Source organism: Nitrospirillum guanabarense (genome assembly GCF_034653355.1).
GTDB lineage: Bacteria > Pseudomonadota > Alphaproteobacteria > Azospirillales > Azospirillaceae > Nitrospirillum.
Genome location: NZ_JAYEER010000003.1, coordinates 1601937 through 1626359, shown reverse-complemented (window position 1 = coordinate 1626359; position 24423 = coordinate 1601937). Strand labels below are relative to the sequence as shown.

Below are 24423 nucleotides of genomic sequence, written 5' to 3'. Positions count from 1 at the left end.
CTAGAGGAGGTATTACACGGGACGGCACCTCGGCCGGTCGCGATACCCCTAAAGGCAGGACGCTCAATTCGTGGCTTTGGCGAAGTCCCCGGCGCGGAAATAGGACAGCTTGTCCGAGTCCACGCGGACGCGCAGGGCCGCCGCCACCTGTGCCGGCGTCACCGCCGCCACCTTGGCTTCCATCTCCGCCGACCAGGCCATGGTGCGGCCCAGGTAGAGGTTGGTGACCAGCAGGCTGGCCAGGCGCGCATCCTCGGTTCGGCCCATGCGGAACTGATCCAGAAAACCGCTCTTGGCCTCCGCCAGTTCCTGGTCGGTGACGCCGTCGCGCACCAGACGCGCCAATTCCTCGCCAAACGCCGTCTTCACCTTGGCCACGTTCTGGGGGGCGGCGATGGCCTGCAGGGTCAGGCGCCCCACGTGGTCGATGGCCCCAACCGACAGGGCGGAGCCGGCGCCGTAGGATAGGCCCTCCTTCTGGCGTACGCGGTCGCCCAGGCGGGAATGCAGGGTGCTGCCGCCCAGGATGCGGTTGGCCATCAGCAGGGCGGGATAGTCGGGGTCATCTTCCACCATGGCCAGTGGCAGCCCAGCCAACAGGATGGCATTGGCCTTGTCCGGCGTCTGGATCACCTGGTCCAGGCCGGCCACCTGGGCGGGCGTCTCAGGAATGCGGGTGAAGGGCTGCGGCGCCACGAAACCGCCCAGGGCCGCCTGCACCAGCTGGGGCATGGCGGCGGCGTCGAAGTCACCCACCACCGCCACCTGGGCCGCCCGCGCGCCATAGAAAGCATGGTAGAAGGCCTTCACCTCATCCAGCTTCAGCGCCTTGATCTTGGCGATCCAGTCGTCAACCGTGTCGACGTGACCGGGATGGTCGGGCTGCGTCGTGTCGAAGGCGCGGTCGAAGGCGTTGCTGGCCAGGGACTGGGGATCGGTGCGGGACGATTCCAGGTCGGAAATGGTGGCGGCGCGCCACTGTTCCAACTCATCGGCCGGGAAGGCCGGCTCCCGCAGGATTTCCGCCACCAGCGCCAGCACCTCGGCCACGTGCGCGCGGTCGGTGCGCACGGCGATGCTGGTCTGCTGCGTACCGGACGAGATGGACAGGTTGGCCTTCATCTTGTCCAGCAGGTCGGCGATCTGCTGGCGGCTGTGCTTGGCCGTGCCCTTGAGCAGCATGCTGGCGACCGCCTCGCACGCGGCGTCCTTGCCCGTCAGGCTGGCGTCGTCGCCGAAACGCAGACGGATCAGCAGGTGCACCGCCTGGCCCCGCGCCGGCTTGGCCAGCAGCGCCAGCTTGCCGCCGTCGGCCAGATCCAGGCGCTGGGTGTGGGCGTCGATGTTGGCGGGGCTTGTGTCGAACACGGTGTCGGCCACCGCCGCCTGCCGGCCCGTGTAGCCGTCCACCAGGGACGCGGCGGTCGGGGCGGCCGGGATGTCCACCCGTTCCGGCGTCGCGGTGGGAATGAAATGCCCCACGGTGCGGTTGCCCTGGCGGAAATAGGTTTCCGCCACGCGTTGCACATCGGCCGTGGTCACGGCGGCGATACGGTCGCGCCCCACGAACAGCAGGCGCCAGTCCCCCTGGGCGATGACATCGGTCAAGCTGAGCGCCACGCCGCCGGGGTTGTCCATCAACTGGTCGTAGTTCTTCAGCATGCGGGTCTTCGCGCGGTCAACCTCCTCATCCGTGATGGGATGGTCGTGCACGCCCTCGACCACGTCGGTCATGACCGACAGCACCTTGGCTGCGTCGCCCCCCTTGGGCACCTCCGCCAGGGCCATGGCCAGGCCGGGATCCACGCGCTTCTCCGCCGAGGCCGACACGCCCGTGGCCAGCTTCTGCTCCACCAGCGCCTTGTGCAGGCGTCCCGATGGCGTGCTGCCCAGGATGAAGGACAGGATGGACAGCGCGGCGCTGTCGGGATGGGTGGCGGCCGGTATGTGGTAGGCCAACCCCTCGTAACCCGTGTCACCCACACGCCGCAGGGTGACGGACCGCTCGCCGTCCTGCGCCGGTTCCACCGTGTATTCCGGCGGCAGCGCCGCCGCGGGATTCTTAAGCCCGCCGAACGCCGCCTGCACGCTGGCCAGCGCCTTGGCCGGGTCGAACTTGCCGGCGATGACGAGGGTCGCGTTATCCGGCCGGTAGTAACGGTGGTAGAAGGCCTGCAGGTGGCCGATGTCCACGTTCTCCACATCGGACCGCGCGCCAATGGTGGAATGGCCGTAATGGTGCCAGAGGTAGGCGGTGGAGTGCATGCGCTCCATCAGGATGCCGACGGGGTTGTTCTCCCGCATCTCCATCTCATTGCGCACCACGGTCATCTCGCTGTCGAGATCCTTGCGGGCGATGAAGGAATTGACCATGCGGTCCGCCTCGAGACCCAAAGCCCAGTCCAGGTAATCCTGGCGGGCGTCGAAGGTCTCGTAATAATTCGTGCGGTCCTCCGCCGTGGTGGCGTTGTTCTGGAAGCCCCGCTTCTGCGTCTCCTGCGGAATGGACTGGTGGCTGGGCGTGCCCTTGAACATCATGTGTTCCAGCAAGTGGGCCATGCCCGTCTCGCCATAGCTTTCCATGCGCGAGCCGACGCGGTAGACGACATTGACGGTAATGGTGGACTTGGCCTCGCTGGGGAACAGCAGCACGCGCAGGCCATTGGCCAGGCGGTATTCGGTGATGCCTTCGACGCTGGCCATCTGTCTGGGCGCGGCCTGCGCCGGCGCCCTGCCCGTTTTCGCGGGGGCGGCGGCCTTCGGCTGGTCCGCGGCGACGGCCATGGCGGGGATAAGGGCGGGCGCCATCAGCGCGGACAGGGCACAGCTGGTGGCCAGGGCTGCCGCCAGGAAGGTCTTACCAGAAGTCAACGTCGTCCCTTTCTTTGACACACGATACCGCCGCGCCGCCGGCAGGGCGCGCCCTTGCCCGCAGGGGGGTGGCCCGTTCGCAGTGTGCACGAGGCGTCATCGTCTGGGCAGGGAATTAAATGGCGCACCCCGGCCCTCGGGGCATTGCTCGCGACAGGGGCCGCCAGGCGGCGGCCTATCGTCGCATGATCGCTAGGTCGACCGGCTTCCCCCAATCAGGCCGCGGCGCCCAATGGCCCCCACCCAATGGCCCCCGATGGTGCTATTCAGGAAGCTGGGCTATCATAAAGGCCTGATTTCGCCCACAGTACCGGGTAACGCGGCCGCGGCCATGCACCGAGGCCGGACCATGACGACGAACTGGCATCCCTTTGATCGAGACCCTGGTCGCCTGCCCCGAATGCGACGCCCTGCACGAACGGCACCCCTTGCCACCGGGCGCCAAGGCCCGGTGCGTGCGCTGCCAGGCCGTGCTGTACCGCCGCTCCTACCTGGAGGCGGAGCACCAACTGGCCTTGGTCACGGCCGCCATCGTGGTCTATCTGATCGCCAACTGTTTCCCCATCGTGGACCTGGAAATCCAGGGCCGCAGCAACAGCGCCACGCTGATCGGCAGCGTGCTGTCCCTGTGGCGGGAGGGGCGGGAGATCGTGGCCGTGCTGGTCTTCGCCACCACGCAATTGTTCCCCTTGGTCGATCTGGGGGCGCTGTTGGCCCTGCTGCTGATGATCCGCCGGGGGCGTCCGACGCCCGCCTTCGCCCCCACCTTGCGCTTTCTCCAGGCCCTGCGTCCCTGGGGCATGATCGAGGTGTTCATGCTGGGCATCGTCGTGTCGCTGGTGAAGCTGTCCAACATGTCGACGGTCGTGCCCGGCATCGCGCTGTGGGCCTTCGGCCTGCTGACCATCCTGCTGGCCGTCATCCTGTCCCTGGATCTGCGCAGCCTGTGGCAAGCGGGCCGTGGGGTGATTGTCAGGCCGGACGGCCCGCCTGCCCCCGGCCGTCGGGCCGCGCATCCATGAACGCGAAGCGACACGGCCGGCCCCCCGGACCAGAGCCCGCCGTGACCACGGCGGCGCAGGCCGGCCTGGTTTCCTGCCCCCACTGCCATCTGGTGTGCCGCGAGACCAGCCCCCATGGGACCCGGAGAACAGGGCATCTGCGGTGCCCCCGGTGCGCCGGACGCCTGCATCGGCGCAAGACGGACAGCCTGTCGCGCACCTGGGCGCTGCTGATCGCCGCCGCCATCCTCTACATCCCCGCCAATGTCTTTCCGGTGATGCAGACATCGACCCTGCTGGGCACCCAGAACGACACCATCCTGTCGGGCATCCTCTATTTCTGGACCAGCGGCTCGCCTGAGCTGGCCGTGCTGATCTTCACCGTCAGCATCCTGGTGCCGTTGTTGAAACTGGCGACGCTGAGCACGCTGGCCGTCTCCATCCACCGGGGCGCCCGGCGACGCGCCGACCAGCGTGCCCGCCTTTACCGCATCATCGAGTTCGTGGGCCGCTGGTCCATGCTGGACGTGTTCGTCGTGGCCCTGATGGTGGGCCTGGTCCATTTCCAGGGCCTGGCCGTCATCCAGGCCGGGCCGGGAGCGGCCGCCTTCGGCGGCGTGGTGGTGTTGACCATGCTGGCCGCCCACAGCTTCGACCCCCGCATGATCTGGGATCGCGCCCGCCGCGCGCCAGCGAACCGTCAAGAACCAACCCGCCTAGCCTCCGGAATCCGCCATGGCCGACACCCCGCCCCATAACGACAGGCCCGATGCGCCGGCAGCCCGCGGAGCCGCGCCCGGGGCGCCCCCGGACAGGACCATCCATGACCGGGATCTGCCGGAACCCATAGTGGACGCGGGCCGTCGATGGATCCCGTCATTGGTCTGGCTGGTCCCAGCCATCGCCGCCCTCATCGGCCTGACCCTGGTCGTCAAGACGGTATGGATGAAGGGGCCGAGCATCACCATCAGCTTCCTGACCGCCGACGGCATCGAGCCCGGCAAGACCAAGGTCAAGTTCAAGGACGTGGACATTGGCGAGGTCAAGGGCGTCACCCTCACCGACGACCATGCCCGCGTGCTGGTGACGGTGGAGTTGACCAAGGATGCCAAGGGCTTCGCCGTGGACGACAGCCGTTTCTGGGTGGTGCGCCCCCGCTTCGCCGAAACCGGCGTCTCCGGCCTGAACACCCTGCTGTCGGGGTCCTACATCGGCGTCGACGCCGGCAGGTCGAACAATCCGCGCAAGGAATTCACCGGGCTGGAGGACCCGCCCGTGGTGGCCTCCGACGTGCCGGGCCAACGCTATGTGCTGCACACCGACGACATCGGCTCGCTGGCGGCCGGGTCGCCAGTCTATTACAAGCGCATCCCCGTCGGCCATGTGGAGCGCTACACCCTGGATGAGGATGGCCGCAACATCACGCTGCACATCTTCATCAAGTCGCCCTACGACCATTTCGTCACCAAGGACAGCAAGTTCTGGCATGCCAGCGGCGTGGACGTCCGCATCGACGGCTCGGGCCTGAAAATCGACACCCAGGCGCTGGCCACCATCCTGATGGGTGGCGTCGCCTTCGAGGACCCGGCCGGCACCTCGCTCACCCCCGCCCCGGCGGGCGATCATTTCTGGCTGGCCGCCAACCATGCCGACGCCCTGAAGGCGCCGGACGGGCCCAGCGTGCCAGTGGTGCTGCACTTCAACCAGTCCATCCGCGGCCTGACCGTGGGGGCGCCGGTGGACTTCCGTGGGGTGGAACTCGGCAACGTGACCGCCACCGGCATAGACTACGACCCACAAACGCATGATTTCACCGGCCGCGTCCTGGTGACCCTCTTCCCCGACAGGCTGGCCTCCTTCGAAAAGACGCTGCCGTGGAACGGTGACCGGCATCTTCGCACCGCCCGCATCCGCGACCTGGTGAACCGGGGCCTGCGCGCCCAGTTGCGCACCGGCAGCATCCTGACCGGGCAGTTGTACGTCGCCCTCGACTTCATGCCCAGGGCGGCGCCGGTGGCGTTCAATCCCGACGCCGATCCCCTGGAACTACCAACCGTGCCGGGCGACCTGGAGGAGCTGTACCAGAAGGTGCAGGAGATCGTGGCCAAGCTGGACAGGATCCCCTTCGACGCCATCGGCGAGAACGCGCGCAAGGCGTTGGCCAGCGTGGACAGCGCCACGCGGCATATCGACGACCTGGTGCGGCATGCCGACCACGACGTGCTGCCGGAAATCCGCGACAGCCTGCAACAGATGCAGCAGACCCTGGCCGCGACCCAGGCCAGCGTCGCCCCCGACGCCCCGCTGCAACAGGACACCCGCCAGGCGCTGAAGGGCGTCATGGACGCCACCCGCTCGCTGAAAGCGCTGAGCGACAGCCTGGAACGCCACCCGGAATCCCTGGTGCGCGGCCGGAAGGACAAGGACGAATGACCGCGACACCGTTCCCCCGCCCCCTCCCTTCCCTGGCGGCCGCCGCCGGCCTGGCCCTCCTGCTGACCGGCTGCGGCGGCTCCACCCCCATCCGCTATCACGCGCTGGCGCCGCAGCCGGGCGAGGCGCCCGTGGCCGGCAGCGCCCGTGTGCTGGTGGAGGTTCTGCCCGTGACGGTGCCGGAGCGGCTGAACCGCACCCAGCTGGTGCTGACCGATGCCGGCGGCCGGCTGGACGTGCGCGATGACGACCGCTGGGCCGCCCCGGTGGCGGATGAGATGCGGCTGGCGCTGGCCAACGCCCTGTGGCAGCGCCTGCGCGCCATCGACGTCTACCAGGCCCCCGTGGCCCCGGCCCCCAATGGCCCGCCGCAGTATCGCCTGGCGTTGCGCGTCGAACGCTTCGACGCCACCCCTGGCGGCACCGCCGTGGTGGACGGCAGCTGGACCATGCGGCGCCTGCCGCAAGGGCCCGCGTCCACCTGCCGTGGTGGCTTCAGCCTGCCCGTGGCCGCCGGCACACCGGACGCCGCGGCCGCCGCCCTGTCCAACGGGGCGGCGCAGTTGGCCGCCGCCGTGGCCGACAGCCTGGGCCGCCTGGACCAGGTGGCGCCGGGCGCCACCCCGTCACCCTGCGCCAGCGGCGGGAGCTGAGAGAATTCGCGTTTCTAACCGATAGCATAGTTCCGCACTTTACCGTTCGTTAATATGCTTAACGGAGTATTAGGCTTCATGGCGCCATCCCTCCGTAAGTCCTCAAGGCCGTTTCGGCTGTGGGTCCTTTAACGGCGATGGCGCCCCGGTTTTTGGGGGCCATCCGCATGGGGGCTCCGGCTAGGGTGAGGAGCTTCGATGGCCATGAAAAACTTGTCCATCCGCCACAAGGTGGTCCTGGCGTTCGGCGCTGTGCTGGGCATCACCCTGATCCTGGGCGTGGTCGCCGTGCTGCAGGCGGCGCGCATGAACGCCTCCGCGATGGACATCCGCGACGACTGGCTACCCTCCACCCGCGCGGTGGGGCAGATCGTCCAGGCGACGGAGCGCTTCCGCTCGCTGGAAGGCTCCTACCTGCTGGTCAAGGAACCGGCCATGCGGGAAGAGGTGGAGAAGCGCTTCGCGGCCACCCTGGCCGACTTTGACAAGTCCTGGACGGGTTACCAGCCGCTGATCGGGGCCGGGGAGGAACGCGCCGCGGCGGACGAGATCCAACGTGTCTGGAAAGCCTATCTCGGCATGCATGAGAAGCTGCTGGCCATCGCCCACGACGGCAAGATGGACGAGGCTGTCGCCTCCTTCCGGGGCGAAATGATCGACACCTTCACCAAGCTGCGCCAAGCGCTGAAGGCCGACGCCGACATCAACATGAAGGGCGCCGACGAGGCCGCCAAGGCCAGCCGCGACAGCTACCAAACCGCCAAGACGGTGGTCATCGGCGCGCTGGTCCTGTCGCTGGCCCTGGGCGGCCTGGCCGGCTTCGCCCTGATCCGCCTGGTGTCCAAGCCGCTGGACGATATGACGGGCGCCATGGGCCGCCTGGCCGATCATGATCTGTCGGTCCAGATCCCCGGCGCCGACCGCCTGGATGAAATCGGACGCATGGCCGCCGCCGTCGCCGTCTTCCGCGACAGCATGATCCGCGCCGACGAGCTGGCCGAGCAGGCCCGGCAGGAGCAGCTGCGCCGCGAGGCCCGCGTGCGCCTGCGGGAGCAGCATATCGAGGAGTTCGACAGGGTTTCCACCGAGCTGGTGAACTTCGTCGCCCACGCCTCGGAGGAACTGGGCCAGACGGCCGGCCGCCTGACCCAGATCGTCGACGGCAATCGCCGCCAGGTGCAGGCCGTGGCCATGGGCGCGGAAGAAGCCTCCACCAACGTGCAGACGGTGGCCGCCGCGACGGAGGAGCTGACCGCCTCCATCGGGGAAATCAGCCGCCAGGCCCTGCAGTCGGCCACCGTGGCCGACGAGGCCGTGCGCCAGGCGGAAGAGACCGACGCCACCGTGAATGGCCTGGCCGAGGGCGCCCAGCGTATCGAAGCGGTGATCAGCCTGATCCGTGAGATCGCCAGCCAGACCAACTTGCTGGCGCTGAACGCCACCATCGAGGCGGCGCGGGCGGGCGAGGCGGGCAAAGGCTTCGCCGTCGTCGCCACCGAGGTGAAGGCGCTGGCCAACCAGACCGCCAAGGCGACCGAGGACATCGGCGCCCAGGTGGCCGCCATCCAGCAGGAGACGACGGACGCGGTGTCCGCCATCCGCCAGATCCAGTCCACCATCCGCGACATCGGCGCCGGCACCTCCGTCATCGCCGCCGCGGTGGAGGAACAGGGTGCCGCCACGCGGGAGATCACCCGCAACGTGAGCGAGGCCTCCAAGGGCACGGTGCTGGTCTCCAACAACATCGGCGCCGTGGCCGAGGCCTCTGAAGAGACCGCCGCGGCCTCCGTCCAGGTGCTGGGCGCATCGCAGAGCCTGGCCAAGGAATTGGCCCGCCTGCAGGAAGCCGTCGCCGACTTCTTCGCCAAGCTGCGCGCCGCGTAGGGCCTCAGCGGCGTCAAACAAAAACGGGCCGGTACTTCGTGAACGGAGTCCCGGCCCGTCGTGTTTTCAGCAGGCGCGAAAGCCCGGCCGTCGATGGCGGCCGTACGCCGGACGCCTTGACCACAGCGTAGGCGGCACCAGGTCGTCACTGGCTTCATGGAGTGGCCCCGAAGCGGCCCTTCCACCCCATCCCGACGCGCGGCACGGTCGGCGAAACATCCTGTCCAAAGCTGGGGGCGACATGGACCGCGTCTTTCATCGATCAACGGCTGTCGTGCTGGCCCTGATCCTGGCGGCCTGTGGATCAGGCGCGGCAAGGGCGGCCGACCAGGATTACCGCCCGCCCTTCCATCCCGACCGGCTGAAAGGCCCGCCGGCGGGCAAGCCCAACGAGGTGCTGGTCCTCGCTTCCCCCATCTTTCCGGCTTCAAGGACACGCTCCGGCCGGAAATGCTGGCCCCCCTCCTGGCGCGTCTCGGTGCATGGCGGCCAACGGCCATCGCCACCGAAAACCTGTCGGGGCTCCAGTGCGACAGCCTGCGCCGATACCCGTCGCGGTACGCCTCGACCGTCGAGGATTACTGTCCCGACCCGACCGCCGCCGGGCAGGCCACCGGATTGGATGTTCCGGCCGCGAACGTGGAAGCCGAGCGCCTGCTGGCGGCTTGGCCGGCCACGCCCGCCCCCGCCGACCGCCGGCATCTGGCGGCGATCTTCCTGGCGGCGGGGGAGCCGGCCTCGGCCCTGGTGCAATGGCTGCGTCTTGCGCCCACCGAGCGGCGGCAGGGGGATGGCCTGACCGCTGATCTTGTCACCTCGCTGGACAAGCTGAAGGACCGGCGCAACGAAACCAACCTTATCGCCGCCCCGCTGGCCGCGCAATTGGGGCTGGAGCGCGTGTGGGGCGTCGACGACCACAGCGCGGACCAGCCCGATCCCGTCGACCGCGACGCCTACGCGGCGGCCGTCACCAAGGCCTGGGACAACCCCGCCACCAAGGCCCGCGTGGCGGAAGACAAACGGCTGGAGGCCGATTTGGCGAAACCTGACGGCCTGTTGACAATGTACCGCGCCTACAACGCGCCGCAGGCGCCGCTGCTGACCTACCAATCCGACTTCGGCGCGGCCCTGCGAGAACCGTCACCGCAAGCCTTCGGCCGGAACTATGTCGGCTATTGGGAAACGCGCAACCTGCGCATGGTCGCGAATATCCGCGACGTGCTGGGCCAGCATCCGGGCACGCGGCTGCTGGCCATCGTCGGCGCCTCACACAAGGGATATTACGAAGCCTATCTGAACCAGATGCATGATGTGCATCTGGTGGATTCAAGCAGAGTACTTCGTTAGGATATTGATTTTCCGGAAAGAAAATGGTGCCCAGGGACGGAATCGAACCGCCGACACGGGGATTTTCAGTCCCCTGCTCTACCAACTGAGCTACCTGGGCATCCAGAGGGGCCTAGCGGACGCTAACCCCCTGATCTCGCGTGGGTTTTCGTAACCCGTTGCCGTGGTGTTGGCGTCCACGGCGCGTCGAGGTGGCTGTATGTAGACAAGTCCGGCGGGCTTGTCCAGCCCGTTGTTTCGTTCTTTTTCAGATTTTTTTCAGAGCGTTGATCTACCTGATGAATCCCAGCCAAGACGGGTGCGGCGGCTCAATCCCGCTCGGCGGCCGGGGCGGTTTCACCGTCCTCGTCCGTCTCCTCGGTCACGGGCACGCGGTAGCTTTCGTTCAACCAGCGGCCCAGATCGACGTCGGCGCAGCGAGGGGAGCAAAAGGGCTTCACCTCGGGCGCCGGAGGCCGGCCGCAGATGGGGCAGGCGGCGCGGGACTTGCGGGGCTTAAGGGGAATCGGTTCATCAGTCATGGCAACATCACCACTCACGTCACGGCATCATCGTCATCCGGCGGCGCGTCCGGCGCCACCAGATCCAGCAGCGAAGGGCCCCGCCGCTGGCGTGTCATCTCCACCAGGCCCAGGCGGGACATGCCATAGACCTGGGTATTGCCGGGATCGTCCGCCACCGCGCCCGTCAGGGCCAGGATCAGGCGTTCACGGTCCGGCGGCCGCGACAGGTTGATGAAGTCCACCACCACGATGCCGCCCACATTGCGCAGACGCAGCTGGCGGGCGATTTCCGGCACCGCCGCCAGGTTGACGGCCAGGGGGTCACCCTTCTCCCCCCGTTCACGTCGATGACGGTCAGCGCCTCGGTCCGCTCGATGACCAGGCTGCCGGCGGCCGCCCCCCGGAGCGGGACGCGCGGGCGCAGCAGCGTGGCGATGGCGCCGTCCAGATCGCCGCCGTCGAACAGCGGCAGGCCGGTGGTCGCGCGCCGCAGGGCCGGCAGCAGGTCGGCGGCGCGGTCGTCGCACCAGCGGCGCAGCTCGGCATAGAGGTCCTGACCGACGGCGGCGCGATCATCCACCAGGATGGCGTCCACCGGCTGGCCCGTCTGTTCCATCAGGGCGCGGATGCCGGCATGCGGTGCGGCCAGAAGCGTGCCGGGCGGCCCATCGCCGGCGCGCGCCACGCCGCGCCAATCCAGGGCCAAGGCTTCCGCCTCCTGCGCCAGCCATTCGGCGGGCACGCCGGCGGCGGCCGCGCGCACGATCCAGCCGCCGGCCCAGCCCTGGCCGCCGGCCGGCACGGCATCGCGCACCACGGTGGTGAGGCGCGCCCGTTCGGCCGCGGCGCTGGCGCCCTGGCCCAGACGCTTGGACACCTGGATGCCGGCGGCCAGCGGCGTATGCACCAGGAAGCGGCCGGGCAGCGCCACATCCATGGACAGGAGCGCGCCCTTGGCGCCCACGGGGTCGGCCTTCACCTGGACGATGACGCTCCGGCCGGCGCGCAAGGCGGCGCCGATGGGGCCCTGGAGCCGGGCGGCCGGGCGTTCCTTCGGCCCGCCCTTGCCGCCGCCCCCCTGGGGCAGGCGCACGTCCGCGGCGGGCAATAGGCCGTCGCGGCCGGTGCCGATGTCGACGAAGGCGGCGTTCATGCCGGCGACGATGCGGGTGATGCGGCCGCGCACCACGGCGCCGGCCAGGGTGGGCCGTTCCACGCGGTCGATGTAGAGATCCGACAGCACGCCGTCGGTCAGCACGGCCGCCCGGCGCAAAGGCGTGCCTTGCGCCGGGGACGTCACGTCGATGTGAAGTTCGCGGGCCATGCGGGCCGGCCCGTCAGGCGGCCGATAGCGGATCGATGCCGGCCGCGCGCAGCAGGGCCGCCGTCTCGAACAGCGAGAGGCCCACGACATTGCTGTGGGACCCGACCAGCCCGCGCGCGAACAGGGCCGCGCGCCCTTGGATGGCATAGCCGCCGGCCTTGCCCACGCCCTCGCCGCAGGCGATATAGGCGTCGATCTCGGCGCGGCCCAGTTTCTTGAACAGCACGGCGGTCTGCACCAGGCGGGTGCGGGCCCTGCCGGTGGCGTCGATGACGCACAGGCCGCCGTAGACGCGGTGGCGGCGGCCGGACAGCAGGTCCAGGCAGCGGCGCACGTCATCGGCGCTTTCCGCCTTGGGCAGGATGCGGCGGCCGCAGCCCACCACCGTGTCGGCGGCCAGCACGACGGCGCCCGCGCTGCGGGCGGCCACCACCGCCGCCTTGGCCTTGGCCAGGCGCAGGGCGTGATGGGCCGGCAGTTCATCCACCAGCGGGCTTTCGTCGATGTCGGCCGGATCGATGCCGGCCGGCGTCACCCCGATCTGGGCCAACAGTTCCCGGCGGCGCGGGGAACTGGACGCCAGCACCAGCGGCGGGAGCTGTCGTGGCGTCTGCCCCGTCCCGTCCGCTTGCACACGCACCATGGGCGACCGTCCGCTTACTTGAAGCGGAAGGTGATGCGGCCCTTGGTCAGGTCGTAGGGCGTCATTTCGACGTTGACCCGGTCTCCCGCCAGCACGCGGATGCGGTTCTTGCGCATCTTGCCGGAGGTGTGGGCCAGCACTTCGTGTTCGTTATCGAGCTTGACGCGGAACATCGCGTTCGGCAGCAGTTCGGTCACCGTGCCGGAAAACTCGATCAAATCCTCCTTCGACATAACTTCCTTTCAGGAAAAAACGAGTGGACTGCGGGATACGCGCAATTTCGGCGACATAGGTGATGGCCCTGGCGGTCGCGGTCAAGTGTTTTCCAGGCGACCCCAGGGGTGCGCCCGCGTCTTTGCGCGGCACTGTGGCCCGGCCACCCTCATCCGCCTGTCGCCAATCAAGTGGGCCGGGACGGTGGCGGAATGCGGGCGCGGGCCGCGTCGGCGACACTCAAGGCTGGCCGGAAGGCTTCTTCTTGGGCTTGCCGGTGGCGTCGGCCTCCAGCGCCGCCTGCCGGTCCCGCCATAGCCAGGGCGGCTCGACCCGCCCGCCCCACATGCCGGCGCGATGGCTCATGGCCAGGACCTGGGTGTTGTAATAGTCCGGCGTCAGGGCGGTGTAGGCCAGCGCCCACCCGGCCCGGACCATGATGCCGGCGACATCCCGACCCTCCACCGTGCACACCCCCAGGCGCCGCTGCTTGGGCGGGCTTTCCTTCGTGGTGCAGCGGACGATCTTGTCCTGGACGATCGCCTGCAGTTCCTTGGTCGCCTGGGCGAAACAGTCATAGCTAGCGCCGCGCCGGTTCCGGCAAGTCTGGCCGGGATCGGGCGCGTCGATGCCGTAGAGCCTGATCTCCCCCCCATCCACCAGCAGGGTGTCACCTTCCGTCGCCTGGGCATGTCCCTCGATGACATCGCCCCCGCCGCCCACGGGCGGCGGGGCGGCGGCCAGGGCGGCGGCGGACTGGGCAAGGATGGCGATGAGGAGAGGGAGCGTCGGTCTCATGGGTCCCAGTTTAGCACCACCCGCCGCCGGCCTCCGCCCCCATTGCGCGGGTTGCGGCGCGGACCGGCCGCCGCCCATAATCCCGCCCCTTAAAATTTGGCTTAAAATTCGACGGGGCCACGCATGAGAGCCGCGCGTGGACATCCGGGTTTGGACTGTTGCTGAGCGGGGGCCGGATGCACTATTCCCCTCGCCGATCAGCCCCGCAACACTACAGAGATAGGCTTGGCCCCATGACCACCGCCCCCGCCCTCTCCCGTATGGACCTTGTCGCCCTGCTGGATGACATCGCGGCGCTGGCGGTGGAGGCGGGGCACGCCACCCTGCCCTTCTACGAGGGCGACCACGGCGCTACCGCCAAGTCGGACGGCAGCCCCGTCACCCTGGCCGACCACGCCGCCGAGGCCGTCATCCTGCCCGGCCTGGCCCGGCTCACGCCCGCCATCCCGGCCGTGTCGGAAGAGGCGGCGGAGCGGGGCGAGATTCCGGCCGTGGCGGCCCGCCAGCCCTTCTGGCTGGTGGACCCGCTGGACGGCACCAAAGAGTTCATCAAGCGCAACGGCGAGTTCACGGTGAACATCGCCTTGGTGGACAAGGGCCAGCCGGTCCTGGGCGTGGTCTATGCCCCCGCCAGCGGCGAGCTGTTCGCCGGGTCCCTGGCGCCCAAGCCCCTGGCCTGGCGCCAACGCGCGGGCGGGGAGCGCGAGGCCATCGCCTGCCGGCCGCAGCCGCGGGCCGGCGTCACGGTCGTCTCCTCCCGCTCCCACGCCAATGACGAGGCGCTGGCGGCCTATCTCAAGGCCTATTCGGTGGCCGAGACGCTGGCCTGCGGCAGCTCCGTCAAGTTCTGCCGCATCGCCGAGGGCGTGGCCGACCTTTATCCCCGCTTCGGGCCGACCTGTGAATGGGACACGGCCGCCGGCCACGCCGTGCTGCTGGCCGCCGGCGGCGGCATGACCACCCCCGAGGGCGACCCATTCCGCTACGGTAAGACGGGCTTCCGTAACGGTCCTTTCATCGCCCACGGGAAGTAGGGCCGAAGCAAGGGCAAACCCTGCCCTTTTGAGTAAATCTTAGAGCTAATAAATCCTCTGGCGCCCTGCTCGCAGACTACCTACATGTCTTTGATATGCAGGTGATTTGAGACGAGGGAGCCTTCGGCATGCTCTTGGCCAGCCTGTTCCGGTCACTGATCAAGACCGGCCATCTCACGCTTATCGACGCCCATGGCCGCCGCTACGAATTCGGCCGGCGCGACCCTGAAGGCCTTCACGGTGGGATCAGCCCGGGCGGCATCGCCGACGGGGGGCCGGCCAGCTACGGCCCCGTCACGGCGCGCGTGACCGATCCCAGCCTGCACTGGAAGCTGGCCCTGGCCCCGCGCCTGTACGCCGGCGAGGCCTATATGGACGGCACGCTGGTGATGGAGGAGGGCAGCATCTACGATCTGCTGGCCCTGGTCACCCGCAACAGCGGCTGGCAGCATATCGGCTGGTCCGGCCATCTGATGGGCCCCATAGAGACGCTGACCCGGTACGCCCAGCAGTTCAATCCGGCGCAACGGTCCAAAGCGAACGTGGCCCACCATTACGACCTGTCGGGCAAGCTCTATTCCCTGTTCCTGGACAGCGACCGCCAGTATTCCTGCGCCTACTTCCCCACGCCGGAGACCACTCTGGAGGAGGCGCAGAGCCTGAAGAAGCGCCACATCATCGCCAAGCTGCGGCTGGAGCCCGGCATGAAGGTGCTGGACATCGGCTGCGGCTGGGGCGGCATGGCGCTGGAGATCGCCCGCCGGGTGCCGGGCGCCCAGATCCTGGGCATCACCCTGTCGGAAGAACAGTTGGCCGTCGCCCGCCAGCGCGCCGTCGACGAGGGCGTCACCGACCGGGTGAGGTTCGAGCTGGTGGACTACCGCCACCTGAAAGGCCAGGGCTATGGCGGCCATTTCGACCGCATCGTCTCGGTGGGCATGTTCGAGCATGTGGGCCTGCCCCACTACCCCGAATATTTCGCCGCGGTGCGTGACCTGATGACGCCGGAGGGGGTGGCCCTCATCCACTCCATCGGCCGTCTGGACGGACCTGGCGCGACCAATCCCTGGATCCGGAAGTACATCTTCCCCGGCGGCTACGTCCCGGCCCTGTCCGAGGTCATGCCGGCGGTGGAGAAGGCGCGCATCGTCACCACCGACATCGAAATCCTGCGCCTGCATTACGCCGAGACCCTGCGCGCCTGGCGGCATCGCTTCCTGGCGAGGGCCGACGAGGCGGCCGCGCTTTATGATGAGCGGTTCGTGCGCATGTGGGAATTCTATCTGGCGGGGTCGGAGTGCGCCTTCCGCTACCAGGGGCACATGGTTTTCCAGATCCAGCTGTCCAACGCGCTGGCCGCCGTCCCCCTCACCCGGGATTATATCCACAAGGCCGAGGAAGCCATGGCGTCGCGCGCCCACACGCCGGCGATGGTGGCGGAATAACATGAAATCATGGGGATAAGGGCGAGGTTCGGCCGCCTTATCCCGCCGTTATCCCCGTGATTATCCCCCTGTGGACAAAATCCATCCGCATGTTGCACTTGCCGCGCGCGCGGCGGCCGGCTATGCCATGCCTCCCCCGCTGCTACACTGATGCCCATGGACACCAAGTTGACCGATCCGGCCGCCCCCACCGGCGCGTTGCCGTACCGCACGCCGCCCCATAACCTGGAGGCGGAGCAGGCGCTGCTGGGCGCCGCCCTGGTCAACAACAAGGCGCTGGAGAAGGTGGCCGAGTTCCTGCGGCCGGAGCATTTCTTCGACCCCGCCAACGGCCGCGTCTTCGCCGCCATCGCCAAGCTGGTGGAACGGGGGCAGATCGCCAGCCCCCTGACGCTGAAGGCCTATTTCGAGCAGGACGCCGACCTGAAGGAGATCGGCGGCACCGAGTACCTGGCCCGCCTGGCCGCCGGCGTCGTCACCGTCAGCAACGCCGAGGACTACGGCCGCATCATCCATGACGCCTACCTGCGCCGGCAGCTGATCGACGTGGGCGAGGACATGGTCAACGCCGCCTACAAACACGACCTGGACGTGGTTGCCACGGACCAGATCGAGGAGGCGGAGAAGAAGCTGTTCGACCTCGCCTCCACCGGCGACGCCCAGGGCGGCTTCATCCCTTTCGAACGGTCGCTGAAAGCCGCCATCGAGATGGCGGAGGCGGCCTACAAGCGGTCCAGCCACGTCACCGGCGTCACCACGGGGCTGCGCGACCTGGATGGCAAGCTGGGCGGCCTGCATCCCTCGGATCTCATCATCCTGGCCGGCCGCCCCTCCATGGGCAAGACGGCCCTGGCCACCAACATCGCCTTCAACGCCGCCCGCGCGCACATGAAGAGCAGCGGCAAGGAAGGCGCGCCTGTCGGCTTCTTCTCGCTGGAAATGTCGGCGGAACAGCTGGCCACCCGTATCCTGGCCGACGAGGCGGAGGTCAGCGGCGACAAGATCCGCCGTGGCGAGATCCATGGCAGCGACTTCCCCCGCTTCATCGAGGCCAGCAACTATATCTCCAAGGTGCCGTTCTTCGTGGACGACACGCCGGCCCTGTCCATCACCGCCGTGCGCACCCGCGCCCGCCGCCTGAAGCGCACCCACGGCCTGGGCATGATCGTGGTCGACTATCTGCAGCTGCTGCGCGGCGGCGGGATCAACAAGACCGACAACCGTGTGCAGGAAATCTCCGAGATCACGCGCGGCCTGAAGGCCATCGCGAAGGAGCTGGATCTGCCGGTGATCGCCTTGTCGCAGCTGTCGCGCCAGGTGGAGAACCGCGAGGACAAGCGCCCCCAGCTGTCGGACCTGCGCGAGTCGGGCTCGATCGAGCAGGACGCCGACGTGGTCATGTTTGTCTACCGCGAGCAGTACTATCTGGAGCGCGCCGAGCCGTCGCGCCGCCCGGAGGAGGCGGAGGACAAGTTCAACGACCGTTACCAGCGCTGGCAGCAGCGCCTGGAAGAGGTGCATGACACGGCCGAGGCCATCATCGCCAAGCAGCGTCACGGCCCCGTCGGCACCGTGCGCCTGCACTTCCATGGCGAATTCACCCGCTTCTCCGACCTCGACACCCACCATGCCCTGGCCGGGGCGGGCGACGATTACTGAGGCCCCGGGGGTGCCGTCCGTGGATTTTCCCAGCCAGGTGCCGGCAGGCGCCGGCGCCGTCTTGGCCATCGACCTGAGCGCCATCGCCGGCAATTGGCGCACCTTGCGCGACCATGCCCAGCGGGCCGGCCGCGCCGTGGAATGCGCCGGCGTGGTCAAGGCCGACGGCTATGGCCTGGGCGCCGTGCCCGTGGCGACGGCCCTGGCCGGGGCCGGCTGCCGCAGCTTTTTCGTCGCCGACCTGGAAGAGGCGGCCACCCTGCGCGCGGCGTTGCCGGACGCGCGCATCCTGGTCCTGCACGGGCCCGCGGCGGGCACGGAGCGGGAAATGGCGGCCTTGGGCCTCACGCCCGTCCTGAACAGCCTGGACGACATCGCCCGCTGGCGGGCCACGGCGGTGGAGCTTGGCCGCGCCCTGCCCGCCTTCATCCACATCGACACGGGCATGAACCGCCTGGGCCTGGACGATCAAGACGCGCGGCGCCTGGCCGAGGAGCCGGCCCTGCTGGATGGCCTGACGCTTTCGGGCTGGATGAGCCACCTGGCCAGCGCCGACGTCGCCGGCGACGGCTTGGCCGCCGAGCAGGACGCCCGCTTTCGCGCCCATTTGGCCCGACTGCCCCGGGCGCCGGGCAGCCTGGCCGCCTCCTCCGGCATCTTCCGCGAGCAGGCTCTGCTGCATGACCTGGTGCGGCCCGGGGCGGCGCTGTACGGCGTGAACCCGACTCCGGAGGCCCCCAACCCCATGGCGCCGGCGCTGCGCCTGCTGGGCCGCATCCTGCAGGTGCGGGACGTGCCGGCCGGGGCCACGGTGGGTTATGGCGCGACATATCGCACCACGGCGCTGGCGCGCCTGGCCACCATCGCCGTGGGCTACGCCGACGGCTACTGCCGGGCACTGGGGTCCTCCGGCCATGTCACCATCGCCGGCGTGCGCGCCCCCGTGGTGGGCCGTATATCCATGGATCTGCTGAGCGTGGATGCGACGCGAGTCCCTCCGGACGCCCTGGTTCCCGGCGCCTTCGCCGAGCTGATCGGGCCGGATCGGCCGCTGGACGACGTGGCCGCGGATGCCGGCACCATCGGCTATGAGATCCTAACAGGGCTTGGCCGGAGGTTTTGCCGCGTGTATCAGGGGGCGTGACCTTTCGCGCTGCACCCGCGAGGGGCGTTTGGCGGTTGTCGATGTTGGTCCCTTGCCTGCCGGGCGTCCGGCACGGCCTCGTACAATGACTTGAGGAGCGGAGCGGATGGGGTTCTTGAGCGGGATCGGCCGGGCCACCCTGGTGTTCCTGGCCGCCACCGGGCGGTTGGCCCTATTCACGGCGCGCGGCCTGTCGCACTGCGTCCGTCCCCCCTTTATCCCCGGCTGCTGGTCCAGCAGATGCGGGAGATCGGCTACAACAGCCTGCCGGTGGTGGGCCTGACCGCCCTGTTCACCGGCATGGTGCTGGCGTTGCAGAGCTACACCGGCTTCGCCCGCTTCAACGCCTCCAGCGCCATCGCCACCGTGGTGGTGCTGTCCATCACCCGCGAGCTGGGCCCCGTCATGGCCGGGCTGATGGTGGCGGGCCGAGTGGGCGCCGCCATGGCGGCCGAAATCGGCACCATGCGGGTGACGGAACAGGTCGATGCGCTGACCACCCTGTCCACCAACCCGTTCAAGTACTTGGTGGCGCCCCGCATCCTAGCCGGCACCCTGATGCTGCCCTGCCTGGTGCTGGTGGCCGACATCATCGGTGTCTTCGGCGGCTACGTCGTCAGCATCTACCGCCTGGGCTTCAACCCCTCGGCCTACCTCACCAGCACGGCGCAGTACCTGGAGACCATCGACGTGGTCTCCGGCCTGGTGAAAGCGGCGGCCTTCGGCTTCATCATCGCGCTGATGGGCTGCTACAACGGCTACCATTCCAAGGGTGGCGCCCAGGGCGTGGGCGCGGCCACCACGTACGCGGTCGTCTCCGCCTCCATCATGATCCTGATGATCAACTATCTGCTGACGGGGCTGTTCTTCTCATGAGCACGGTATCCCCCCACTCCGGCACCCCCAAGATTGAACTCGTCGGCGTCAAGAAGGCCTTCGGCCCGAAGAAGGTGCTGGACGGCGTGGACCTCAGCGTCGCCAAGGGCAAGTCCTTCGTCATCATCGGCGGCTCGGGCACCGGCAAGTCGGTGATGCTGAAGTCCATCCTGGGCCTGCTGCGTCCCGACGCCGGCACCATCAGGGTGGATGGGGAGGAGACGACCCATATCGGCGGCCGCGCCCGCGACCGGGTGATGACCAAGTTCGGCATGCTGTTCCAGGGCGGCGCGCTGTTCGACAGCCTGCCCGTCTGGCAGAACGTGGCCTTCGGCCTGATCCAGGGCCGGGGCATGAAGCGAAGCCAGGCCCGCGAGATCGCCATCGAGAAGCTGGCCGCGGTGGGCTTGGGCTCCGATGTCGCCAACCTGTCCCCGGCGGAGCTGTCGGGTGGCATGCAGAAGCGCGTGGGCCTGGCCCGCGCCATCGCCACCACCCCCGAAATCATCTTCTTCGATGAGCCGACAACGGGCCTGGATCCCATCATGGCCGACGTCATCAACGACCTGATCGTGAAGTGCGTGCGCGACCTGGGCGCCACCGCCCTGACCATCACCCACGACATGGCCAGCGCCCGCAAGATCTCCGACCGCATCGGCATGCTGTACCAGGGCAAGCTGATCTGGCAGGGCCCCACCAGCGCCATCGACGACAGCGGCAACGCTTACGTCGACCAGTTCATCCATGGCCGGGCCGTGGGTCCGATCCAGATGCAGGTGAAGCTGGGGTAGTTTTGCTTTGCCCTCAGACGGCGGGCGACTTCATTGCCGCCTCAAAATGGGACGCGACCGCGTCCGCCGGACCTTTTCGGGGAGCGTCAGCGGACTGAAAAGGGAGGAAGCCAGGGCGCGGATGCGCCCGCCCGGCGATTGAGGGAATACGCGCTAAGCCGCGACCCTTCCCCAGCCGGCCGTGGCCATTTCCGCCGGCAGGTCGATCTTCCGCCCCGCTGCCCAGGCATAGGCGGTGGCCATGTCGCTGAAGGCGCGCAGCTCATGTCCGGTGATGAACAGGCGGGCCAGGTTCAGCAGGAAGCGCAGGCCGGCGTTATGGCTGACCACCGCCGCGCGGCCGCCGGCACGGCCGCGCATGGCCTCGCCCATTATGGCTCCCATGCGGCGGATGGCGTCTGGCGATACGTTGCCGACATGCAGCCGCAGGTCCGTCACGCTGTTCCACGTGGCGACATCCATATTCCAGGCCAAGATTTCCTCAATGTAATCGGCGATGGTTTCCCCGCCGACATCGTCCATGATCAGAACACAGATGACCCTGGATGAAGGAATCAATTTATGCTGTATTTTATACATTTCCGCACTGCCACCGGAAACGAGGACGGCGGAAGGGGTAACACAGCTGAAACTTTACCGGCATGATCATTTTACCGGTCACAATTTCAAAAACGTAACCGACTTAGCTACATAGGTAGCAGGAAGGCGGCGCCAATATTGGATGCCGCCCCACACCGACCCTTCCTGGAGTCACTTGTTCAGTCGACATCACCAGCCTCATCCGGGGCAATGGGTCGAAAGTCCGCACGGTTGTACCGATGCCCACGCTTCACCGTGTAGACGACGCTGCGCAGGTTGGCGATATCCTGGGTCGGATCCTTGGCGACGAACACCAGGTTGGCCAGCTTGCCCGCCGCCACCGTGCCCATGCGGGACTCCAGGTTCAGGGCGCGGGCACCTATCTGCGTGCCGGACTGGATGGCGGCCAGGGGCGTGAAGCCGGCCTGGCGGACCAGCAGCTCCAGTTCCTCATACAGGGCGGGATAGGCATCGCCGGCGGGCGTCTCGCCATCCGTGCCGGCGGAAACGGCCACGCCTGCGGCATGGGCCTGGGCGGTGATGCGGGCCGCCAACTCGCCGGGGCAGTAGGATCCGGGCGGGTTCGGCTTGCCGGCCCAGCGCTTGTCGCCCTCGGCATAGACGCGCACGGTGGCGTCCAGCACCTGGCCGTGGCGCTTCATGCCGTCAAACAGCCCAGCCAGAACGGGGTCGGGGTTGCCGATACGGGCCGAGTCCACCGGCGCGCGGTCATGGTACCGCGTCGGCTTCACCGGCAAGGCCTGGTAGGCCAGTATGCAGGCGTGGGACAGCACATCCACGCCCGCCTCGATCTCCTCCGCCGGGGTGGCGGGAAAGACCATGGCGTGGGCCCAGACGCGGAAGCCCTGGGCGTGCGCCTCGCGCGTGATGCCGGCCACCAGGTCGGCCGGCAGGTTGGCGTAAATCTTGATGGCACTGGCGCCGGTGCCGCGCGCCAAGGCCACCGCCACCCTCAGGTCGGTGGCGGGCGTGATGGCCTGCATCCACGGCACCTCACCCGGCGTCTCGCCCTTGGCCGATGCCGCCGTGCGCGGGTCCTTGAAGAAGCTGGGGCCAGCCATCAGGGCCGTGTAGTAGATGTCCGGCGCCGGGATTTCGCCCAGCAAGGCCGATCGCGACAGGTCGGCCAGCGCGCGGGTGTCGCCCGCCATGTCGCGCTCCGCTGTGACGCCGCCGTAGACCGCCCGGCGCAGCAGCGCCTCCTCAGCCTTGCGGTTGGGCACGGTGGCGAGATGCACATGGGTGTCGATCAGGCCGGGCAGGACGTAGAGGCCGCTGGCGTCCACCACCGTGGCGCCCCGGGCCAGCTCGGCCGGCACTTGACCCATGGGCGCCACCAGGGCGATGTCCTGGCCCTTGGTCACGACCGCCATGCCGGCATGCGGCGGCGCCCCCGTGCCGTCGATCAGGGTGGCGCCGCGATAGATCACCACCGCCTCGGGCGCCGACCGCGTCTCCTGCGCCGCCGCCATGGGCGGAACCAGTACGGACGAGACCAGCAGGGCGGAGCGGAGAAGCGTGGCGACGGGCTTCAAAGCGGTACATCCAGACAGGGAACGGGCGCTGGCGACTGTGGGCGCGGCGGTGCCCGCTGTCAATTCGCGGGGGCGGCCGTTCGTGGCGGGGCGATAGGGGCCCCAAGACCATTCTGTCGTGCGTTCCACACGCCCCTACCCCCTAAATCTAGTGGCTGTATAACCGGCGCCGAGGTGGCGGCCCGAGCCTCCGAACTGTTATGATGGCGCCTGCAATACACCCGTCAGGAACCCCGTCCCTTGGCCCGAAACACCAACCGCTACGTCTGTCAGAGCTGCGGCACATCCCACCCCAAGTGGAGCGGCCGGTGCGAGGGCTGCGGCGCCTGGAACACCCTGGTGGAGGAGGCTGCCCCCGAGGCGGCGCCCAAGGGTCTTGGCAACAAGATGCAGGGCCGCCGGCTGGAATTCGTGGAGCTGTCGGGCGTCTCGGAGCAGGCGCCGCGCCGCCTGACCCATATCCAGGAATTCGACCGGGTGTGCGGCGGCGGCCTGGTGCACGGTTCGGCCCTGTTGGTGGGCGGCGATCCCGGCATCGGCAAGTCCACCCTGCTGCTGCAGGTCATCTGCCGCCTGGCCCAGGGCACGTCCTGCGCCTATATCTCGGGCGAGGAGGCGGTGGACCAGGTGCGCATGCGCGCCTTGCGGCTGGGCCTGGCGGCGGCACCGGTGAACCTGGCGGCCGCCACCAACGTGCGTGACATCGTGGCCTCCCTGGACGCGGCCGACGGCCCGCGCGTGGCGGTCATCGACAGCATCCAGACCATGTATGTGGATACGCTGGACAGCGCGCCCGGCACGGTGGCCCAGGTGCGCGCCTCGGCCTCGGAACTGATCCGCGTGGCCAAGCGCCGGGGCATCACCCTGCTGATCGTGGGCCACGTCACCAAGGACGGCCAGATCGCCGGCCCCCGCGTGCTGGAGCACATGGTGGACACGGTGCTGTATTTCGAAGGGGAGCGGGGGCACCAGTTCCGCATCCTGCGCGCGGTGAAGAACCGCTTCGGCGCCACGGACGAGATCGGCGTGTTCGAGATGGCGGAGGACGGCTTGCGCGAGGTCGCCAACCCGTCGGAGATTTTCCTGGCGGAACGGCGCGGCGACGTGACCGGCACCGCCGTCTTCGCCGGGATGGAGGGCACCCGCCCCGTGCTGATGGAGGTGCAGGCCCTGGTCGCTCCCTCACCCCTGGGCACGCCCCGCCGCGCGGTGGTCGGCTGGGACACGGCGCGCCTGGCCATGGTGATGGCGGTGCTGGAGGCGCGCTGCGGCCTCGCCATCGGCGCCAATGATGTGTATCTGAACGTCGCCGGCGGCCTGAAGGTCACGGAACCGGCGGCGGATCTGGCGGTGGCCGCGGCCCTGGTCTCCTCCTTGACGGGGGAGCCGGTGCCGGCCGACGCGGTGGTTTATGGAGAGATCGGGTTGTCGGGGGAGATCAGGGCGGTGAGCCAGAGCGAGACGCGGCTGAAGGAGGCGGCGAAGCTGGGCTTCGGCACGGCGCTGGTGCCCACCCGGCGTAAGGGGTCGGGCGGCGATGCCGGCATGCGCCGCATCGAGCTGCACCACCTGTCGGACCTGCTGCCCCTGTTCCAGGCCGCTCCCGCACAGAAAAGCGCACCGCCCAAGAATACACCCAAGGCCGTATCCGGCAGCGGGCGGGGCTGAG

At 68.7% G+C, this 24423-nt stretch carries 20 protein-coding genes, 1 tRNA gene and 2 pseudogenes; 13 read left to right on the top strand and 10 right to left on the bottom strand.

Annotated elements, in window-relative coordinates; all coding sequences use genetic code 11:
- Positions 1–63: 63 nt before the first annotated feature.
- Positions 64–2871, bottom strand: a complete 2808-nt coding sequence (locus UAA55_RS16495; RefSeq protein WP_322954060.1) for a M16 family metallopeptidase — start codon at positions 2869–2871, stop codon at positions 64–66.
- 371 nt (positions 2872–3242) lie between these two features.
- Here UAA55_RS16495 and UAA55_RS16490 point away from each other — a divergent pair, with 371 nt between their 5' ends.
- From UAA55_RS16490 to UAA55_RS16465, 6 genes and pseudogenes are all read left to right on the top strand, one after another.
- Positions 3243–3893, top strand: a complete 651-nt coding sequence (locus UAA55_RS16490; protein WP_322954059.1) for a paraquat-inducible protein A — start codon at positions 3243–3245, stop codon at positions 3891–3893.
- Positions 3890–4630 (top strand): paraquat-inducible protein A, encoded by a 741-nt coding sequence (locus UAA55_RS16485; RefSeq protein WP_322954057.1) that lies wholly within the window; start codon positions 3890–3892, stop codon positions 4628–4630. Before UAA55_RS16490 ends, UAA55_RS16485 begins: the two co-directional genes overlap by 4 nt.
- Before the next feature lie 121 nt (positions 4631–4751).
- Positions 4752–6305, top strand: coding sequence for a PqiB family protein (locus tag UAA55_RS16480; protein ID WP_322954055.1), 1554 nt, complete (start codon positions 4752–4754; stop codon positions 6303–6305).
- Positions 6302–6958: a PqiC family protein gene (locus tag UAA55_RS16475; RefSeq protein WP_322954054.1), complete on the top strand. Its 657-nt coding sequence runs from the start codon at positions 6302–6304 to the stop codon at positions 6956–6958. The genes UAA55_RS16480 and UAA55_RS16475 overlap by 4 nt, the downstream gene beginning before the upstream one ends.
- Before the next feature lie 222 nt (positions 6959–7180).
- Positions 7181–8842, top strand: a pseudogene (locus UAA55_RS16470) (methyl-accepting chemotaxis protein); the annotation flags it as partial.
- A 450-nt stretch (positions 8843–9292) separates the two neighbouring features.
- Positions 9293–10189 (top strand): DUF5694 domain-containing protein, encoded by an 897-nt coding sequence (locus tag UAA55_RS16465; protein ID WP_322954051.1) that lies wholly within the window; start codon positions 9293–9295, stop codon positions 10187–10189.
- 24 nt (positions 10190–10213) lie between these two features.
- Here the strand turns inward: UAA55_RS16465 and UAA55_RS16460 are convergent.
- The 7 genes from UAA55_RS16460 to UAA55_RS16430 all read right to left on the bottom strand — a co-directional run bounded on the left by UAA55_RS16460 (position 10214) and on the right by UAA55_RS16430 (position 13670).
- A tRNA-Phe gene (locus tag UAA55_RS16460) sits at positions 10214–10289 on the bottom strand.
- Between the two features lie 208 nt (positions 10290–10497).
- A complete protein-coding gene (locus UAA55_RS16455) occupies positions 10498–10710 on the bottom strand; it encodes a DNA gyrase inhibitor YacG (protein WP_322954050.1) in 213 nt (70 codons plus the stop codon).
- A gap of 14 nt (positions 10711–10724) precedes the next feature.
- Positions 10725–10952 (bottom strand): ribonuclease E/G, encoded by a 228-nt coding sequence (locus UAA55_RS16450; RefSeq protein WP_322954048.1) that lies wholly within the window; start codon positions 10950–10952, stop codon positions 10725–10727.
- The gene (locus UAA55_RS16445) at positions 10889–12016 is read right to left on the bottom strand and encodes a ribonuclease E/G (RefSeq protein WP_322954047.1); all 1128 of its coding nucleotides are present in this window, start codon (positions 12014–12016) and stop codon (positions 10889–10891) included. Before UAA55_RS16445 ends, UAA55_RS16450 begins: the two co-directional genes overlap by 64 nt.
- A gap of 13 nt (positions 12017–12029) precedes the next feature.
- Positions 12030–12659 (bottom strand): Maf family protein, encoded by a 630-nt coding sequence (locus UAA55_RS16440; protein ID WP_322954046.1) that lies wholly within the window; start codon positions 12657–12659, stop codon positions 12030–12032.
- Between the two features lie 14 nt (positions 12660–12673).
- Positions 12674–12892, bottom strand: coding sequence for a translation initiation factor IF-1 (gene infA, locus UAA55_RS16435; RefSeq protein WP_044559220.1), 219 nt, complete (start codon positions 12890–12892; stop codon positions 12674–12676).
- A 220-nt stretch (positions 12893–13112) separates the two neighbouring features.
- Positions 13113–13670 carry a thermonuclease family protein gene (locus tag UAA55_RS16430; RefSeq protein ID WP_322954045.1) on the bottom strand — a complete coding sequence of 186 codons (558 nt, stop codon included), beginning with the start codon at positions 13668–13670 and terminating at the stop codon, positions 13113–13115.
- Between the two features lie 233 nt (positions 13671–13903).
- On the opposite strand from UAA55_RS16430, the gene cysQ reads away from it, so the two are divergent.
- From cysQ to UAA55_RS16400, 6 genes and pseudogenes are all read left to right on the top strand, one after another.
- Positions 13904–14704, top strand: coding sequence for a 3'(2'),5'-bisphosphate nucleotidase CysQ (gene cysQ, locus UAA55_RS16425; protein ID WP_322954044.1), 801 nt, complete (start codon positions 13904–13906; stop codon positions 14702–14704).
- Between the two features lie 128 nt (positions 14705–14832).
- Positions 14833–16149 carry a cyclopropane-fatty-acyl-phospholipid synthase family protein gene (locus tag UAA55_RS16420; protein ID WP_322954043.1) on the top strand — a complete coding sequence of 439 codons (1317 nt, stop codon included), beginning with the start codon at positions 14833–14835 and terminating at the stop codon, positions 16147–16149.
- Between the two features lie 156 nt (positions 16150–16305).
- On the top strand, positions 16306–17808 hold the full coding sequence (locus UAA55_RS16415; RefSeq protein ID WP_322954042.1) for a replicative DNA helicase: 1503 nt from the start codon (positions 16306–16308) through the stop codon (positions 17806–17808).
- Between the two features lie 19 nt (positions 17809–17827).
- Entirely contained in the window at positions 17828–18952 is a 1125-nt protein-coding gene (alr, locus tag UAA55_RS16410) for an alanine racemase (protein WP_322954041.1), read from the top strand.
- Between the two features lie 106 nt (positions 18953–19058).
- Positions 19059–19828: pseudogene (locus UAA55_RS16405) on the top strand (MlaE family ABC transporter permease).
- A complete protein-coding gene (locus tag UAA55_RS16400; protein ID WP_322954040.1) occupies positions 19825–20619 on the top strand; it encodes an ABC transporter ATP-binding protein in 795 nt (264 codons plus the stop codon). Before UAA55_RS16405 ends, UAA55_RS16400 begins: the two are co-directional and overlap by 4 nt.
- Positions 20620–20772: 153 nt before the next feature.
- Here the strand turns inward: UAA55_RS16400 and UAA55_RS16395 are convergent, their stop codons facing one another.
- Both UAA55_RS16395 and UAA55_RS16390 read right to left on the bottom strand, forming a co-directional pair.
- Positions 20773–21141, bottom strand: a complete 369-nt coding sequence (locus UAA55_RS16395; RefSeq protein ID WP_322954039.1) for a hypothetical protein — start codon at positions 21139–21141, stop codon at positions 20773–20775.
- A gap of 236 nt (positions 21142–21377) precedes the next feature.
- Positions 21378–22754, bottom strand: a complete 1377-nt coding sequence (locus UAA55_RS16390; RefSeq protein ID WP_322954038.1) for an amidohydrolase family protein — start codon at positions 22752–22754, stop codon at positions 21378–21380.
- Between the two features lie 240 nt (positions 22755–22994).
- Here UAA55_RS16390 and radA point away from each other — a divergent pair, with 240 nt between their 5' ends.
- Positions 22995–24422: a DNA repair protein RadA gene (radA, locus tag UAA55_RS16385; RefSeq protein ID WP_322954037.1), complete on the top strand. Its 1428-nt coding sequence runs from the start codon at positions 22995–22997 to the stop codon at positions 24420–24422.
- Position 24423: the final 1 nt, after the last annotated feature.

Bases quoted from the DNA above. Each gene is read 5' to 3' on its own strand.
- UAA55_RS16475 (WP_322954054.1), top strand. From the start codon at position 6,302: ATGACCGCGACACCGTTCCCCCGCCCCCTCCCTTCCCTGGCGGCCGCC.
- cysQ (WP_322954044.1), top strand. From the start codon at position 13,904: ATGACCACCGCCCCCGCCCTCTCCCGTATGGACCTTGTCGCCCTGCTG.
- UAA55_RS16430 (WP_322954045.1), bottom strand. From the start codon at position 13,670: ATGAGACCGACGCTCCCTCTCCTCATCGCCATCCTTGCCCAGTCCGCC.
- UAA55_RS16395 (WP_322954039.1), bottom strand. From the start codon at position 21,141: ATGGACGATGTCGGCGGGGAAACCATCGCCGATTACATTGAGGAAATC.
- UAA55_RS16400 (WP_322954040.1), top strand. From the start codon at position 19,825: ATGAGCACGGTATCCCCCCACTCCGGCACCCCCAAGATTGAACTCGTC.
- UAA55_RS16445 (WP_322954047.1), bottom strand. From the start codon at position 12,016: ATGGCCCGCGAACTTCACATCGACGTGACGTCCCCGGCGCAAGGCACG.
- UAA55_RS16455 (WP_322954050.1), bottom strand. From the start codon at position 10,710: ATGACTGATGAACCGATTCCCCTTAAGCCCCGCAAGTCCCGCGCCGCC.
- UAA55_RS16440 (WP_322954046.1), bottom strand. From the start codon at position 12,659: ATGGTGCGTGTGCAAGCGGACGGGACGGGGCAGACGCCACGACAGCTC.
- UAA55_RS16485 (WP_322954057.1), top strand. From the start codon at position 3,890: ATGAACGCGAAGCGACACGGCCGGCCCCCCGGACCAGAGCCCGCCGTG.
- UAA55_RS16420 (WP_322954043.1), top strand. From the start codon at position 14,833: ATGCTCTTGGCCAGCCTGTTCCGGTCACTGATCAAGACCGGCCATCTC.
- UAA55_RS16465 (WP_322954051.1), top strand. From the start codon at position 9,293: ATGCTGGCCCCCCTCCTGGCGCGTCTCGGTGCATGGCGGCCAACGGCC.
- UAA55_RS16415 (WP_322954042.1), top strand. From the start codon at position 16,306: ATGGACACCAAGTTGACCGATCCGGCCGCCCCCACCGGCGCGTTGCCG.
- infA (WP_044559220.1), bottom strand. From the start codon at position 12,892: ATGTCGAAGGAGGATTTGATCGAGTTTTCCGGCACGGTGACCGAACTG.